The organism is Mesorhizobium escarrei (assembly GCF_935825525.1).
Classification (GTDB): Bacteria; Pseudomonadota; Alphaproteobacteria; order Rhizobiales; family Rhizobiaceae; genus Mesorhizobium; species Mesorhizobium escarrei.
In genome coordinates this window covers 16,426-30,788 of sequence record NZ_CAKXZT010000139.1, presented here as the reverse complement: position 1 = coordinate 30,788, position 14,363 = coordinate 16,426, and the positions used below count along the sequence as shown (strand labels likewise).

The window sequence follows — 14,363 nt, the reverse complement described above, 5'->3', positions numbered from 1 at the left end:
GGTGCATCGTGATGCCTGCTCCTTGGCCTGTGGGGTGTTGGCACAGATGATATCGATGTTGATTTCATAAAGAGCCCGGCCGAACTGTGTCAGGCCGCTGGTTCTATCCTTCTCCGAACCATGTGTCGTCCGGAAGACGCCATGCTTGTCACGCAAGCGGCTTGCCCCATTCCCGCAGATACGCCTTTGCCGCGTGAAAGTAGTCGAACGTGTTCTCGGAGCCGGCAAAGCGCAGATGAAGCAGTGGCAAGCAGCTGGCCTCCACCATCGAAGATGACACCGTGGAGGCCATCGCCTGCCGCCTCAATTCCGGAGAGGCAAGCAGGCACCGGATGATCGAGGTCGGCACTGGATTATCGACGGGCTGGGGGAATGCGCCGCGTATCGGCAATCTCTCAGGGGAAATCGTGCGTGGAAGTGATACCACTTAATAACGAACTCAGCCCCGCCAACGACAGTTGGCGGGGCTTCTCGATTAAATTCGGTTGGTGTTCAGGGCGCGGTCACGCTCGATTTCATCGGCAGTATAGTCCTCGGCGGCGGCGTCAAACCCGGTCCAACCGGCCGCCTCATAGTCCCTGCGGCGTTCGGCTAAGTCGACCGATCTGGATTGATTGAGGATTTGCTCGGCGCTCGGCACAAGCTCGTCCGCAACTTTGGCCGTAACCAAAGTCCCGCCACGGCGGACGCCCTCTGCGTAAACATGGGCATCGCTTTCGGGCACGCCGGAATCCGTGAGTGCTCCGATGATCCCTCCGGCAGCACCGCCGACCGCAGCGCCAGCAAGTGCCCCCGCGGCTGTGGCAGCAAGCCATCCCGCCGCGACCACCGGTCCGACGCCTGGAATGGCCATGATGCCCAGCCCTGTCAACAATCCGCCGGTGCCACCTACCACTGCTCCGACTCCCGCGCCACTGGCGGCATCCTCACCGGCCTCGGAGCGATCGTCATCGTACCAATCGCTAGAATTGCTTGCCACGATGCTGATATCGGCAGCCGGGACTCCCGTTGCTTCCAAGTCACCGACGGCTTCGGAGGCGTCGTCGTAGTTGTCGAACAGTCCAGTTACTGTTTTCATCTGGGTCTCTCCCTTGAAATGTTCAGTTGCTGCCGGCAATGACGTTGCCTTGGAAGTCGAGCGCCACTGTGGTGTTTTTCCCATCCTTGCTCGCCTGACCGCGCCAGATGCCATGGTCATCCTTGGTGAGCTTGGATACGTTCGAATAACCTGCATCCTGGATGCGACTCTTGGCCTGGTCCTCGGTAAAGCTATTGGCGCCGGGAATAGGAGCGGCGGCACTGGGCGTGTCCGTCGTTTTGACAGCCGGCGTTGTTGAACTCGTTGCCGAGGAAGGGTCGGTGCCGATTGTTGTGGCGATCTTTTCGATCATTTCCTTGTGCATTTTGAGCGTCGGCAGTGTCTCCTGGGCGAACGCCTTAAGCGGAGCGTTGTCGCCGTCTTTCGCATATTCCTCGAACAAGGAAATCGCGTCGGCATGAGCGCTACGCTGCATCTCGACGTAAGACTGATCGAGCGGTGCGTTGCCGTCCTGAAGTTTCTGCAAATCGGTCCGATGGGGGGCGTCCAGACCGGCGGGGATCTGCAGCTTCTGCTCGCCTGCAATCGATTCTAGTTTGGCGTTAGCCGCACCGTGGTCGTCGATCATCTTTTGTGCGAAGTCTTTGACGTTTTGGGCGCTTACCTTGTCTTGGGCGACCTTGCTTGAGTCAACCTCGAACATCCCGCCGACAGCGGCCTTGGTGACGAAATCCTGCGCTTTTTCCGCCGTGAAGGCGGGCATTGCGAATGCAATAGCAGTAGCGGTGGCCAAGCAGGCCAAGTAACTCGTTTTCATGAATCTGTCCTTTTAAGCACGGCTGTGCGATCGCGGACTAACTACGGCGCACGGGCTTTGTTCCGACGAAAAAGCGATATAGCGGGCAGGTCAAAGTGATCGGCATGCCTGCCTGAAAAGCCAGCGCATGTGCAGCGCCTGCTAGGTTTTCTTGCCTTTCCAGGTTGTCTTCGCTTTTGATGCCGGCGCCGCAGGAAGAGCAGCCTTCAGTCGCTGCTCCCGGAGCCGAGCTGTCTTTGCATCTCGTGCCGTGCGCTCAATGTCTGTTGCTGTCCGCGCAGCATCCGACGTGCGCTCCCGTCGGTCGTGTTTTTCTTTATCGGTTAAGCCTTGCCTTTCCTGCATTGTTTTGTCCTCGATCTGACGGTACGGCGCTTTTGTTGGCACCCGAACGATTGTCGCCAGATCGTGTTCCCCCCAGACAACAAAAAAGCCCGCCGCACCTTTCGGCACGGCGGGCGATCAGTCGTTTGCACAGGGTGGGCGGGGATCGTACGGTAGCGAACGCCCAGATCATGCAAATGCCGGTTCGCGAAGCGATTTATGCCGTGAAGAATATGATGGCGAAAGGGGTTAGGCTGTGGGGAACGCTAATGCGCGATTCGTCGGTTGAATTGCCGACGACGGTGGCGCTCGTCGCTACCGTGACTTTCGCCAAAGCCGCCGATTATAGGGGCTAGTCGATTTTCCCCAGCAACCGCTCAAATTCCCCTCCGGCTCGCTGTAGGTGCCATCGGCCACTGGAACAGACCATCACGATCCCTTATGACGATCTCACCCCGCGTGGCTCTGATTAGGCCCCTGCCCTCAAGCTCCTGGATTGCAACCGTGACACCCGGTCGCCGCACACCGAGCATGACGGACATGAATTCGTGGGTGATTGCAAGCCGGTCGTTGCGGACGCGATCGTGGCACATCAGAAGCCAGCGAGCCAAACGTTCGTCCAACTTCGACCGTGCGTTTACCAGGGCGGTGTAGCTGGTCTGAATATAGAGGGTCTGGACATAGAGAAGCAGAAGAGCCTTCAGCGTAGTGCTCTCAGACAGAGCAGACGACAGTGCCGGGGCTGGAATTCGCAAGCCGCTTCCCGCCAGTTGCATATAGGTGTCATGTGCGGCGCGATCGCCGCCTAGGGCCACTAAGGCTCCGGTCATGCCTTCCATGCCGATCAGGCCGACCTCGGTATCCCGGCCCTTAGGTAGTTTGGCGACGACCGACGCGATGCCGTCTTCCAGGAAATACACGTGTTCGATAACGGACTTCGTCGACTCAAGCTGGCATCGGCAGCGCTACCCGTTCCATGTTGGGTTCGAGCCATGCCAGATCGCCAGGGGAAAGTCGCCGCAATAAAGCATTTTGATAGGGAATGGGCTGGTTCAACATAACTCCACCCTCGGTAGGGCAAGAGCTTTCTGATCTCCCAGCCGTTCGCGCCCGTGACAACGTGCGAACGATACGACTACATATGGGGTGCTAAAGTCCCGCCAATCACTTTAAGCATTAAGGGCGGGTACCTGGCATTCTGGCGGCATCCGAGAAGGGAAATCGCAACACCAATGCGTGTTTTTCGTCGCATATCTCAAAGATCGCGCCTGTCAGCATTGGCTTCCCGCTGAGCAGTCCTTCCGCCAGGATCTCCTTGGCGGAGGCCATCGCGTTCTCCTCAGCCTGCGCCAAATCCGCAAATTCCTGCCCCTCGAGGTCCTCCATGAGGTGCCCCTCCTCGTTCCGGATATGGAAAAAATATCTTGGCATGCTCAGTCCACCTCCATGGACTATCTAGATGCATGGAGGCTCATGGATAGTGTCGGAAACGTACTAACCGGGGACATGTATGAACCGGACATTCGACGTGTCTGAGCGCTGGCGCAGGCCAGCGGGTCAGCTGACGCTGTCGGTGATTTCTGACCTGTCGAACAGCACGCCGAGACCATGCTCGACGGCACAGGCAGCGATCATGTCGTCAAAGGCTTTCCCGGACACAGGGCAATTGGGGAGGACTTCCCGTATGGCGGTTTCAGCTCTCGATGTTGAAACCACGTCGTGCCGCCTTTTCCTGGTCTCCATATAGTGGTCGACTAGGGTTTTCAGACGCCTTGCCGCAATCTCATCTGCAAACATTGTTGTTCACTCCTGTCAGTCAGGTCGCCCGGAAACATTGGCCCGCCCGCCCCCGTACGAGGGCGGGCCAATCCGATCGAGTGGTGATCCGAGTGAGGGACCTGGATCGCTAAAGTAAGTTCGAGCGGGATTATTCGTTCCAAGGCGGCTACGGCTTGGTAATTCCCGTACATTGATTCCTATGCTGAGCTGCACGCCGGACCTCGCAGCCGGTCAGGTGCGTAGGAATTCAGCAAGAGAGCAGGTCGGATGGCGCGCGCCAGCGGTCAACAAACTTCACTGTTTCGCGCGCTCATTGCTTTGTTTCACCTGGCTTTTCGCAAAGCACTGGCGCGATCCCCGCTTTCCCTCCGCGCTTTTTGGTCCGCACAACAAAAAGCCCGCTGATGCGTCCGCTTCGATCGGCATTGTCATGCGTTAAACCCGGTGAAGATCTGCTTTGTCCGAATGTGGGTTTGGCGCCGGATCATTCCGTCGCGCCCCGAGACGCGAGCACTTCACGTCGTTTTTCAGATTGAGCCTCGACCCTTTACCGGTAGAACATGCGGCCTAGTAGCGCCAGCTCGGAGGGGCGGGACACACCCGCTCCTTCAGCTTGTCGTGAAGGCATAACACTCCCTGCCCTGCCCACCGCCAGAACCTGCCCTCGCTATCCCGTTCAGACTCATCCTGCCTGCTTGCCACGGACGAGTTCGCCTTCGGACAGCGGCGCTTGGCCTGCCGTTCAGGAACAACAACGCCCAAGCCAAGTTCGGTGGTGCAGGAGGTAACGACAATGCGAATACTAAGAACATTATTCGGATACTTGTGGCGTTCGAATTGCAAGTCGCCGCCCGACCTTGCGCCGCCCGTCGATGCGATCGTTCGTCTGCTGAAAGAAAAGCAAAAACTCGCTACAAAGAAAGGACGTGGTCCACCAGATCAGACTGCTGGCGGCTGACCGCGCTGCGACGCAGGATGTGGCGACGCAGCTTGGGACGGATCGACATCATGCCCCGGCTACAAGCCGGTCAAGATCTCGATCGAACTGCCAGCCGCCGTGCATCGAGATCTGGTCGCCTATGCCGAGGCTCTTGGCGGGGAAACGGGCCATCCCGTTGACGAACCGGCCAGGCTGATCGCGCCGATGATCGAGCGCTTCATGGCGACCGATCGGGCGTTCGCGAAGGCGCGGCGGAGCCGGCAGCCGTAGAAGACGGCAAGGGATAGCGCTTCTCTAGCACATTGAAGAAATGCGCCGGCGCCGGTTGTCGTTGTTGCTCTGTTAACAGGCGGCGTAGCTGATTTGGCTCGGGCCGTTGCCGTCCTGCACATCGCGATAGACGACGCCAGCGTAGCGCCGCTGCCGGCCTCGCAGATCAGGCTGTCCCCAAAGCCGCGCCGCCGCAGAGGCAGGTCCAAGAGTCGATCGCTCCGACATGGTTCTGGCAAGTGCTGGGCAATAGCCTTAGGGCGGGTCTTGCGGCGATAAGGTCGTCCGGCGCGACGATCTCCCGAGACAACGAGCGGAAGCTTCCCCACATCTCTCACCTGGATTGAAAGTCGTAGCAAAGTTGAACGAGACCTTTGTCAAACCGCCTGACCTCGCCCAGCGACAGGTTCAACTGTTCGCCCGCATCTCCGAACAAGCTGATGCCTCTTCCGAGAAGCACCGGAGCGATCGACAGGACGATCTCGTCGACCATCCGTCTCTTGATGAACTGCTGCGCTACATTGGCGCCGCCTTCGATCCAGACATCTTTGTCCGAGACTTGCTTCGCTCGCCTCAACACGTCCGCGATGTCGTCGTCCGTGAATACAATGTCGGACCGCAGGGGTTTGCGTTCAGGCTGGCTGTGCGACAACACAAATGTCGAGACGGGATGCGCGTGTTCCCATCCATGTTTGATTTCCAGGTCGTAAGCACGCCTTCCTTCAACGATAGCGCCTATCCGAGAGAAGAAGGCGTCATATCCGTAATCGACGTCATTGAACTGAAAGAGCCAGGAGATATCGTCATTCTCTCCGGCAACAAATCCATCAAGCGACGTGGCGATGTATAAGACTACTTTGCTCATGAACAGCAACTCCAGAAGAGGAAAAACTGGACAGCATCCGTGCTTCGCCGGTATGCCCGACAGGACGCGAACAGCGTTCCCTCCAAGCTTCCCGCACGCTAATTTCGCTCTCGACTGTTTCCCTCGGAAGGATTATCCTACATTGTAGGATTATGCAACGTGCGATGATCAAGAAGGCTGGACAGGCGAAGGCACGTCTCGGCCGCCCAAGGACGGCGGATCCCCAGCTCACTCGACAACGGATCCTTGAAGCTGCCCTGGCTACGGTCGAGCGTGAGGGACTTGAGCGGTTGAGTATGAGGCGCTTGGCCACCGAGCTCGGCGTGGATCCTATGTCCATCTACCACCACATTCCCGACAAGCAGCGCATCATAGCTGGTGTCGTCGAGCTGGTTTTCGCTGGCATGCAAAGGCGATGCGAGCGGAATGCGCCTTGGGTGGAACGCGTGCTTGATTGGGCGCATGGCTATCATGACCTGACGCGGAGCCATCCATACATTGTGCTGCCGATCGTCAAGGATCCTGATGCGGTGGCAATCGCTATGCTCGCTGTCAGCGAGCCCCTCTATGAGGCCTTCCAAGATGCGGGCCTGACTGATAAGTCAATTGCTACCGCAGCGGACACGCTTGTCGATTTCCTGAATGGATTTGCACTTGGGGAACCGAGTTCGTCGTGTCACGAGCCGAACCCGGTCGTCTCGCACCGGCTTGCGGAGCAAGCGCCGACCTTAGCCCGTGTCCTGCGCTTGGCTAGGACCTCAGGCAGCGATTCGTGGGATCGAGTAAAACTCGGTGTCGAAATAATTATCGCTGGCGTCTGCACCACGCTGGCAACGCGCAATTCGGCTGACTAAAATTGCGCCTTGCGTCATTGGCGTTCGCACCAACTACTCCGACCGCAGCAGGATTGCCAACATCGGCCGTCGCGGTCACCGACGCCACGGTTGCGCACTCTGCCCCCGGCGACCTTGTTCTAACGCCCTACCGTGGTCGACATGGCGAAGCTGAAATGCAGCGCCATTGCCGACGAAAAGCCTGTCAAGGTCTCGGTCGAGCTGCCGGCGATAGTTCATCGCGACCTCATCGCCTATTCCGACCTTCTCGGCCGGGAGACTGGCCAGCCCGTTGGCGGGCCGGCCAGACTGATCGCCCGATGATCGAGCGCTTCATGGCGAGGGATCAGGAGTTCGGAAAGGCGCGGCGGAGTCGGCAACCCTAGTCGAGGGATAGCGCTCTTCCAACAGCTTTAGGAAGTGCTCCAACGCCGGGTTGTCGTTGTTCCTCCGCCAATAGGCGGCGTAGCTAATCCGGCTCGGGCCATTGCCGTCCTGCAAATCGCGATAGACGACGCCGGCGTAACTAGCGCCGATGCCAGCCTCGCAGATCAGGGTGACCCCAAATCCCGCGCCTACCAGGCTCATGATGCCTCACCGCGTCGGGGTATGACCGAAGCCATTCGACAGGTTTACTTAACCACCCCGGGGGACCATGCGCCGTTACTTGACCACGGATCTCGGAGACATCAGCATGTCCGCCGCACCGGTCCGTCGGGTCGGCCCGTCATGGGCGTTCGACGATCAGGGCGATGCCCTGCCCCCCACCGATGCACATGGTGGCTAGGCCATAGCGGCCCTCAATGCGATCCAGTTCGTAGAGCAGTTTGACGAGGATGATCGCCCCCGATGCCCCGATCGGATGACCTAGGGCGATAGCGCCGCCATTAGGGTTCACCCGGTCGGCCGGCAGGTTCAGAAGTTTGCTCACCGCGCACGCTTGGGCGGCAAAGGCCTCATTGCTCTCGATCACATCCATCTGGTCGACCGACAGCCCCGCGCGTTGAAGCGCTTGCCGCACCGCGGGCACCGGGCCGAGCCCCATGACCTCCGAGGCGACGCCACCAAGGCCGGAGGCTACTATCCGCGCCAAGACGGGCGCGCCCCTGCCCTTTGCGTGCTGTTGGCTTTCCAACACCAAGGCCGCCGCGCCATCGTTGATGCCACTGGCATTGCCCGCGGTCACGGTTCCGTCGCGCGCGAAGGCAGGTCGCAGCTTGTTTAGATCCTCGACCCGCAGGCCCGGGCGGACGTGTTCGTCGATGGTGAATTCCGCTGTCTCTCGCCCGCGCTTGACTTGTATCGGCAGGATCTGGCCTGCAAATCGGCCCTCGGCCTGGGCGCGTTCGGCGCGCCGATGCGACTCGACGGCAAACGCATCCTGCGCCTCCCGGCAGACCCCTTCGGAGTTGGCGACATTCTCGGCCGTAACGCCCATGTGGCCGCTTCCGAACGGATCGGTCAGCGCCCCCAACATCATGTCGGTCGCTGTGAGATCACCTATCTTCAGGCCGCTGCGCGACTGGGTAAACAGATGACCCGCACGGCTCATGGATTCGGCGCCACCAACAAGGACTGTTTCGCAATGGCCGAGCTGAATCTGCTCGGCGCCCGTCACGACCGCCTGCAGACCCGACCCGCAAAGTCGGTTGAGCGTCAGAGCAGGCACCGCCGCGGGGCAGCCCGCCCGCTGCGAGACGACGCGGGAGAGATACATATCTTCAGGAGCGGTGTGGATGACATTGCCGAAAACGGCCTGGCCGACCAGGGCCGCATCCAGACCGCAGCGTCGCAGGGCCTCCTTGGCGACCAGCGCGCCAAGATCGCAGGAGGAATGCCCTGCAAGGCTACCCCCGAAATCCCCTATCGCAGTGCGAACTGCGCCGGTTATCACCATTGATATCGCCATGCCTGCATCCTCAAGTACCCTGCCAGCTCCGGCAGAGGCGGCATTCGGCGCAAAAGCTACAGGTTCCGGCATGCACTTCAATGAAATATAATTTCATCTAGTGAAATGATATTTAGCTGCAAGATCGTTGGTTTCGGAATATCAAATCTTGGAATTCGGACGAGTTGCCGACACCTGCCAAATCGCTGGCAAGCAAGTTTGGAACATCGAGATCGGCGGTCGCGCCCTGCCGGGTAGGCAAGCGCTCCATCGCCGAGCCAACAGCAGGGTGCATGCCCGAGGGGGTACACTGCGCCTCGGAGATCGCGGTGATTTCACCGCTGCGGCCACGAAACCTGGGAGCGGGCCGCAGCCAACGTGGAAATCCGGCAAAGCCACCGCACATCCCGAAATCGCAACGCCATGAAACCAAGAAATCAAGGGATCAGCGCAGCATGTCCGATATGGTCTCCGAGACGGCCGAACGTCTTTTTTCGGCGCCGAGGACCGATGATGGAGAGGGAGGACTCTCCCAGGCATTTTGGGCGCAGATTTCCGACGCGGGCCTTCCCCTCGGTCTGCTCGACGAGAGCGCCGGCGGATTTGGTCTGACCGCGCGCGAAGCGTTGAGCATCGCGCGTATCGCCGCGGCGCATGCTGCGAAGGCCCCGGCGGCCGAGACAATGCTTGCCAACTGGATCCTTGCCAATGCAGGGCTGGATCTCGCTGAGGGCCCCGCAACAATCGCCTTCGGCCTGACCCTTGGCAAGGACCTGAAGCTTTCGGGAGAATTGCAACGTGTTCCCTGGGGACGCGACGCAGCCTCGATCGTACTTCTGACCCAAGATCGGAAGGTCATCCACCTTTCAGGCGGGTGGGAGTGTCGACACGGGTTGAATCTGGCCGATGAGCCGCGCGATGACCTAATCGTGGACTGCACCCTGCGCCCCGGCCGGGCGGCGGATGCCAATTTTGACCCGAAGACCTATCTGGCGCTTTGCGCGATGCTCAGGGTCGCGTCCATTTCCGGCGCCGCGCAGGCCGCGCTCGGGCTTACGGTGACCTACGCCAACGACCGCGTCCAATTCGGCAAGCCGATCGGTAAGAACCAGGCCATCCAGCAAAATCTCGCCATCATGGCCACTCAAGTGGCCGCCGCCTGCGCCGCCGCTGACATGGTGGCCGCAGCATTCCCTCCACATGCAGCTAACGAAGCGATATTCCAGACAATTGCCGCCGCCGCGAAACTTCGCGCGGGCGAAGCCGCCGGCATCTGCGCCTCGATTGCCCATCAGGTGCATGGCGCGATCGGGTTCACCCACGAATACCAGCTTCACCCCCTGACGAAGCGGCTCTGGTCGTGGCGGGACGAATTCGGGTCCGAGAACCATTGGGCCGAAGAAATCGCCGACGCCTTTTTCTCCGAGGGCGATGTCACCCCTTGGGACTTTCTGACGCGACAAGATTGAGACCTGCCATGAACCAGACCACTTTCGAGCCGGCTCCCTCCACAAGCCAGTTTGCGAGCCTTCGCAAGGAGGTGCGGGACTTCCTCGAGGAGACCCTCGGCAAGCACTATCCTGCTGCCGAACAGGCACGTTCATGGACGGGCCTCGATACCGGCTTTTCGCGCAAGCTGGGCGCGCGCGGCTGGCTGGGCATGACCCTTCCGAGGAAATACGGCGGCCACCAGCGCACAGCGCTGGAACGCTACGTCGTCGTGGAGGAATTACTTGCCGCCGGCGCCCCGGTGGCCGCGCACTGGATCGCCGACCGGCAAAGCGCTCCGCTTCTGCTGCACTACGGGACCGAACAGCAACGGATCGACATCCTGCCCCGCATCGCCGCCGGTGAGTGCTACTTCTGCATCGGCATGTCCGAGCCGAACAGCGGATCCGATCTCGCAGCTGCGACCACCCGCGCCGAGACCATCGACAGCGGCTATCTCGTCAATGGCACGAAACTGTGGACGACCAACGGTCATGCAGCGCACTACATGACGCTGTTCTGCAGGACCAGTAAGGCAGAGGACCGGCGCGGCGGCATGAGCCAATTGCTCGTGGACATGACGACCCCCGGGATCAGCGTCAATCCCATCATCGATCTTGCTGGCGAGCATCACTTCAACGACGTTCGCTTCGACAACGTCGTTCTTCCCTCGACTGCGCTGCTCGGACAGGAAGGCGACGGCTGGAAGCAGGTCATGGGCGAACTCGCTTTTGAGCGATCCGGCCCCGAGCGGTTCCTGTCCTCCTTTGCCCTGCTGGCCGAACTGATCCGGGTTGTCTCGGCAGCTCCCGATCGGCATTCGCGGCGCGCGGTCGGGCGTCTTTTGAGCCACCTGATGGTCTTGCGGCACATGTCCCGTTCGGTTGCAGGCATGCTGGAGCGCGGGGAAAACCCGTCCCTCCAGGCGACTATTGTCAAGGATCTGGGGGCCGTTCTGGAACAGGAAATCCCCGAGATCGCCCGCAGCGTGGCACCGGTCGAGGCAGAGCAGGGCAGCACCGCCCCATATGCATCGACCTTTGCTCGGACCTTACTGGCCGCGCCGAGCTTTTCTCTGCGCGGAGGCACGCGTGAGATCCTTCGCGGCATCATCGCCCGCAGTCTGGACCTTCGCTGAGGAACCATCAGATGCCCCATGTTTTGATCGAAACTGAAGACCACGGGGTCGTGACCATCCGCCTGAACGACCCCGCCACGCGCAATGCTATCTCGGACCTGCCGATGGTCGACGCGATCCTCGACGCGGTCCTGGACGCCGATCGCAGTCCCGACTGCCGCGTGATCATTTTGACGGGCGTCGGAACTGCCTTCTCGTCCGGTGGCAACATCAAGACTCTCCGCAAGGGAGGCGCGCTCCAGGACGAACTGCCCGCACAAACGCGCTTGAACTACAAACGCGGCATCCAGCGCCTGCCCCTTGCCTTCGAGTCGCTGGAAGTCCCCGTGATCGCGGCCGTAAACGGACCTGCAATCGGAGCCGGCTGTGACCTGACGCTGATGTGCGATGTGCGCATCGCCGCCGAAAGCGCCGAGTTCGCCGAAAGTTTCGTGCGTCTAGGAATCATTCCGGGGGACGGCGGCGCCTGGCTCTTGCCGCGCGTCGTCGGGTTCTCGATGGCGTGCGAAATGGCCCTGACTGGGGACAATATCGACGCCGCCGAGGCTAAGCGGATCGGCCTCGTGTCCCGCGTCGTTCCGGATGACCAGCTCATGGACACTGCTCGCGAGGTCGCGCGGCGGATCGCCGTCAATCCCCGCCATGCCGTGCGCATGACCAAACGCATCCTGCGCGAAGCGGGGTGCCTGTCGCTCGGACAAGCGTTGGATCTCTCTGCTGCCTATCAGGCGCTCGCGCATGAAACCGGGGATCACGCGGAGGCGATCGGCGCAATGATCGAGAAGCGCACGCCGAAGTTTACTGGCAGATGACAACCGCGTCAGATTTCGTCCCTGCCCAAGGCCTCGGCCATCTCAGCGGCCGCAGCCTGGAGCGGTGCAAGATAGCGTTCGGTCGCGATGTCAGGCGACACGGTCTGCTTGAGGAACATCATGTTGAGCGCCCCGTAGAGGCGCGCATGGTCCTGAACCGGCACGGCCATCGCCCAGATCGTTCCCTTGTATTCGCGCTGGCTGTACCCGTCATCCATGACGGCGTACCCCGCCGCGCGGACCTTTGCCATGGCGCGTTCGATCCTGGCTCTCGACGGAAGGTGCGGAACGGTTTCGGCCAGGCGGTCCAGAATCTCATTGGCTTCGACATCGTCGCAGAAGGCCAGGTAGGCCTTCCCGATCGAGGTAAGCATGATCGGCGCGCGAAAGCCTGGATTGCGGTTAAAGTTGAAGGGGCCGGTTTCCCGCGAGGTCCGGACGACGATCATCGCGTCGTCGTCGCGGATCGCGAAATCGGAAGGCCATCCGTAGTTCTGGCGGAAATTGGAGAGGATGGGGGCGCAGATTTCGGCGGCCTTGTCATAGCGCACGAACCCGGTGCTGAGCTGCAATACGCGCCCGGTCACACCGTACCCACCGCCATTGCTGGCGACCGTGACGTAGCCGGCATGGATCAGAGTCTCGAGCATCCGGATGATCGTCGACTTGTCCAGACCGGTTTCCTGGTGGATCGCCCTCACCGTCGCCGGACCGCTCCTGTTCACCACCCGCAGGACCTCAAGTCCTCGCAGAACAGCCTCGACGGGCTTGTATGACGCCATTCCTTTCCCCTCCCGTTCGCCGGCTGAAAGCCGAACCAGTAAATGAAACCATATTTCAGCTAATGAAACAAGACGAGGGCCCCAATCCATGAAGATGCGGGAACCAGCAACGACAGGGCCGTTAGCCGGTCTTCGCGTCCTCGATCTGAGCCGGGTGCTGGCCGGCCCTTGGTCAACGCAGATTCTTGGGGATCTCGGGGCCGAAGTGATCAAGATCGAGCAGCCCGTGAAGGGCGACGATACCCGCTCCTGGGGTCCGCCCTATTTTGACGACGGCATGAGCGGCGAGGCCCAGAGCGCGTACTACCTGGCCTGTAATCGCAACAAGAAATCCGTCACGGTCGATCTTTCAAAGCCCGAAGGAGCCGCATTGATCCGGGATTTGGCATCGCAGTCCGATATCGTCGTCGAGAACTTCAAGGTCGGTGGCCTGAAGAAGTTTGGGCTGGACGCAGAGGCCCTGCGCGCCCAGAACCAGCGCCTGATTTACTGCTCGATCACCGGCTTCGGCCCGACCGGGCCATATGCCGATCGCGGGGGCTATGACTTCTTAATCCAGGGTATGGGCGGCCTCATGAGCCTGACCGGTCCGGCTGTCGGCCAGCCCGGATCAGAACCGACAAAAGTCGGCGTTCCCGTCATCGACCTGTTCACGGGCCTCTACGCGACGATCTCGATCCTGGCCGCGTTGCGCTACCGGGACCAGACCGGCATGGGACAGACGATCGATTGCGCTCTGCTTGATACTTCTCTAGCAATCCTGGCCAACCAAGGAATGAACCATCTCATCGGTGGGGTGATCCCAAAACCCATGGGCAACGGTCACCCGAACGTCGTTCCCTATCGCAATTTCCAGGTGGCCGATGCAGAGGTGATCATCACAGTCGGCAACGACGGCCAGTACGCAAACCTCTGCAGAATGCTTGACAGGACCGACCTGGTTGCAGATGCGCGCTATGCGACCAATTCCGCCCGCGTCGAGAACCGGGTGGACCTCGAAGAACAACTCGGCAGCACGCTCAAGAGCTGGAAGCGGAACGATCTGCTGAAATCCATGGCCGAGCATGGGGTGCCCGGCGGCCCCATTAATCGGGTCGATCAGGCCTTTTCCGATCCCCATGTCCAAAGTCGCAAGGTCGTGGAGAAACACCGCAACGCGAACGGCGCCGAGATCCCCTTCACCCGTTTCCCGGCCCTGCTATCAGAAACTCCGGCCCGGATCCGATCGGTTCCACCAAGACTTGGGGAGAACACCGCCGAGGTCCTCAAGGAGAGACTTCACCTCAACGACGAAGAACTGCAGGATCTGAACGCCCGCGCGGTGATCCAGCTTTTTCAGGTGGATGCCTTGGGCTCAGGACCTGTCATTTTTCTTGTTTAGCTAGGAA

At 60.4% G+C, this 14,363-nt stretch carries 17 protein-coding genes and 1 pseudogene; 7 read left to right on the top strand and 11 right to left on the bottom strand.

Translation table 11 applies throughout. The features are described 5' to 3' along the window. From NMG80_RS22075 to NMG80_RS22045, 7 genes and pseudogenes are all read right to left on the bottom strand, one after another. Positions 1-244, bottom strand: a pseudogene (locus NMG80_RS22075) (ISNCY family transposase); the annotation flags it as partial. A gap of 231 nt (positions 245-475) precedes the next feature. Beyond that, on the bottom strand, positions 476-1,078 hold the full coding sequence (locus tag NMG80_RS22070; protein WP_254020074.1) for a hypothetical protein: 603 nt from the start codon (positions 1,076-1,078) through the stop codon (positions 476-478). Positions 1,079-1,100: 22 nt separating this feature from the next. Further along, positions 1,101-1,856 (bottom strand): DUF4142 domain-containing protein, encoded by a 756-nt coding sequence (locus NMG80_RS22065; RefSeq protein WP_254020071.1) that lies wholly within the window; start codon positions 1,854-1,856, stop codon positions 1,101-1,103. Between the two features lie 141 nt (positions 1,857-1,997). Beyond that, a complete protein-coding gene (locus NMG80_RS22060; protein ID WP_254020070.1) occupies positions 1,998-2,309 on the bottom strand; it encodes a hypothetical protein in 312 nt (103 codons plus the stop codon). 248 nt (positions 2,310-2,557) lie between these two features. Beyond that, complete coding sequence (locus tag NMG80_RS22055) at positions 2,558-3,100, bottom strand: Crp/Fnr family transcriptional regulator (protein WP_254020069.1); 543 nt, start codon at positions 3,098-3,100, stop codon at positions 2,558-2,560. Positions 3,101-3,356: 256 nt separating this feature from the next. Then, positions 3,357-3,611, bottom strand: coding sequence for a DUF6894 family protein (locus NMG80_RS22050; protein ID WP_023804274.1), 255 nt, complete (start codon positions 3,609-3,611; stop codon positions 3,357-3,359). A 126-nt stretch (positions 3,612-3,737) separates the two neighbouring features. Continuing rightward, positions 3,738-3,977, bottom strand: coding sequence for a hypothetical protein (locus NMG80_RS22045; protein WP_254020068.1), 240 nt, complete (start codon positions 3,975-3,977; stop codon positions 3,738-3,740). 1,015 nt (positions 3,978-4,992) lie between these two features. Here NMG80_RS22045 and NMG80_RS22040 point away from each other — a divergent pair. Next, positions 4,993-5,169, top strand: a complete 177-nt coding sequence (locus NMG80_RS22040; protein WP_254020073.1) for a DUF2274 domain-containing protein — start codon at positions 4,993-4,995, stop codon at positions 5,167-5,169. A gap of 334 nt (positions 5,170-5,503) precedes the next feature. Here NMG80_RS22040 and NMG80_RS22035 read toward each other — a convergent pair whose 3' ends face one another. After that, positions 5,504-6,034, bottom strand: coding sequence for a dihydrofolate reductase family protein (locus tag NMG80_RS22035; RefSeq protein ID WP_254020067.1), 531 nt, complete (start codon positions 6,032-6,034; stop codon positions 5,504-5,506). 164 nt (positions 6,035-6,198) lie between these two features. Between NMG80_RS22035 and NMG80_RS22030 the strand changes: the two genes are divergently transcribed. Next, positions 6,199-6,888, top strand: a complete 690-nt coding sequence (locus NMG80_RS22030; protein WP_254020066.1) for a TetR/AcrR family transcriptional regulator — start codon at positions 6,199-6,201, stop codon at positions 6,886-6,888. A gap of 141 nt (positions 6,889-7,029) precedes the next feature. After that, the gene (locus NMG80_RS22025) at positions 7,030-7,191 is read left to right on the top strand and encodes a DUF2274 domain-containing protein (RefSeq protein ID WP_367185987.1); all 162 of its coding nucleotides are present in this window, start codon (positions 7,030-7,032) and stop codon (positions 7,189-7,191) included. 9 nt (positions 7,192-7,200) lie between these two features. Here the strand turns inward: NMG80_RS22025 and NMG80_RS22020 are convergent, their stop codons facing one another. After that, positions 7,201-7,455 (bottom strand): type 2 periplasmic-binding domain-containing protein, encoded by a 255-nt coding sequence (locus NMG80_RS22020; RefSeq protein WP_254020075.1) that lies wholly within the window; start codon positions 7,453-7,455, stop codon positions 7,201-7,203. 139 nt (positions 7,456-7,594) lie between these two features. Then, positions 7,595-8,776 (bottom strand): beta-ketothiolase BktB, encoded by a 1,182-nt coding sequence (bktB, locus tag NMG80_RS22015; RefSeq protein ID WP_254020065.1) that lies wholly within the window; start codon positions 8,774-8,776, stop codon positions 7,595-7,597. Positions 8,777-9,084: 308 nt separating this feature from the next. Between bktB and NMG80_RS22010 the strand changes: the two genes are divergently transcribed. From NMG80_RS22010 to NMG80_RS22000, 3 genes are read left to right on the top strand one after another with little or no spacing between them, the layout of a single operon-like run. Next, positions 9,085-10,224, top strand: a complete 1,140-nt coding sequence (locus tag NMG80_RS22010; protein WP_254020064.1) for an acyl-CoA dehydrogenase family protein — start codon at positions 9,085-9,087, stop codon at positions 10,222-10,224. An 8-nt stretch (positions 10,225-10,232) separates the two neighbouring features. Beyond that, positions 10,233-11,381, top strand: a complete 1,149-nt coding sequence (locus tag NMG80_RS22005; protein ID WP_254020063.1) for an acyl-CoA dehydrogenase family protein — start codon at positions 10,233-10,235, stop codon at positions 11,379-11,381. A gap of 11 nt (positions 11,382-11,392) precedes the next feature. Next, complete coding sequence (locus NMG80_RS22000) at positions 11,393-12,193, top strand: crotonase/enoyl-CoA hydratase family protein (RefSeq protein WP_254020062.1); 801 nt, start codon at positions 11,393-11,395, stop codon at positions 12,191-12,193. A gap of 8 nt (positions 12,194-12,201) precedes the next feature. Here the strand turns inward: NMG80_RS22000 and NMG80_RS21995 are convergent, their stop codons facing one another. Then, a complete protein-coding gene (locus NMG80_RS21995) occupies positions 12,202-12,975 on the bottom strand; it encodes an IclR family transcriptional regulator domain-containing protein (protein ID WP_254020061.1) in 774 nt (257 codons plus the stop codon). An 88-nt stretch (positions 12,976-13,063) separates the two neighbouring features. Between NMG80_RS21995 and NMG80_RS21990 the strand changes: the two genes are divergently transcribed. Beyond that, positions 13,064-14,356 (top strand): CaiB/BaiF CoA transferase family protein, encoded by a 1,293-nt coding sequence (locus NMG80_RS21990; RefSeq protein WP_254020060.1) that lies wholly within the window; start codon positions 13,064-13,066, stop codon positions 14,354-14,356. The last annotated feature ends 7 nt before the right edge of the window (positions 14,357-14,363 follow it).

Excerpts from the sequence above, each read along its gene's own strand:
- NMG80_RS22070 (WP_254020074.1), bottom strand. The coding sequence starts at position 1,078 with ATGAAAACAGTAACTGGACTGTTCGACAACTACGACGACGCCTCCGAA.
- NMG80_RS22065 (WP_254020071.1), bottom strand. The coding sequence starts at position 1,856 with ATGAAAACGAGTTACTTGGCCTGCTTGGCCACCGCTACTGCTATTGCA.
- NMG80_RS22050 (WP_023804274.1), bottom strand. The coding sequence starts at position 3,611 with ATGCCAAGATATTTTTTCCATATCCGGAACGAGGAGGGGCACCTCATG.
- NMG80_RS22045 (WP_254020068.1), bottom strand. The coding sequence starts at position 3,977 with ATGTTTGCAGATGAGATTGCGGCAAGGCGTCTGAAAACCCTAGTCGAC.
- NMG80_RS22035 (WP_254020067.1), bottom strand. The coding sequence starts at position 6,034 with ATGAGCAAAGTAGTCTTATACATCGCCACGTCGCTTGATGGATTTGTT.
- NMG80_RS22030 (WP_254020066.1), top strand. The coding sequence starts at position 6,199 with ATGATCAAGAAGGCTGGACAGGCGAAGGCACGTCTCGGCCGCCCAAGG.
- NMG80_RS22025 (WP_367185987.1), top strand. The coding sequence starts at position 7,030 with ATGGCGAAGCTGAAATGCAGCGCCATTGCCGACGAAAAGCCTGTCAAG.
- NMG80_RS22020 (WP_254020075.1), bottom strand. The coding sequence starts at position 7,455 with ATGAGCCTGGTAGGCGCGGGATTTGGGGTCACCCTGATCTGCGAGGCT.
- bktB (WP_254020065.1), bottom strand. The coding sequence starts at position 8,776 with ATGGCGATATCAATGGTGATAACCGGCGCAGTTCGCACTGCGATAGGG.
- NMG80_RS22005 (WP_254020063.1), top strand. The coding sequence starts at position 10,233 with ATGAACCAGACCACTTTCGAGCCGGCTCCCTCCACAAGCCAGTTTGCG.
- NMG80_RS22000 (WP_254020062.1), top strand. The coding sequence starts at position 11,393 with ATGCCCCATGTTTTGATCGAAACTGAAGACCACGGGGTCGTGACCATC.
- NMG80_RS21995 (WP_254020061.1), bottom strand. The coding sequence starts at position 12,975 with ATGGCGTCATACAAGCCCGTCGAGGCTGTTCTGCGAGGACTTGAGGTC.
- NMG80_RS21990 (WP_254020060.1), top strand. The coding sequence starts at position 13,064 with ATGAAGATGCGGGAACCAGCAACGACAGGGCCGTTAGCCGGTCTTCGC.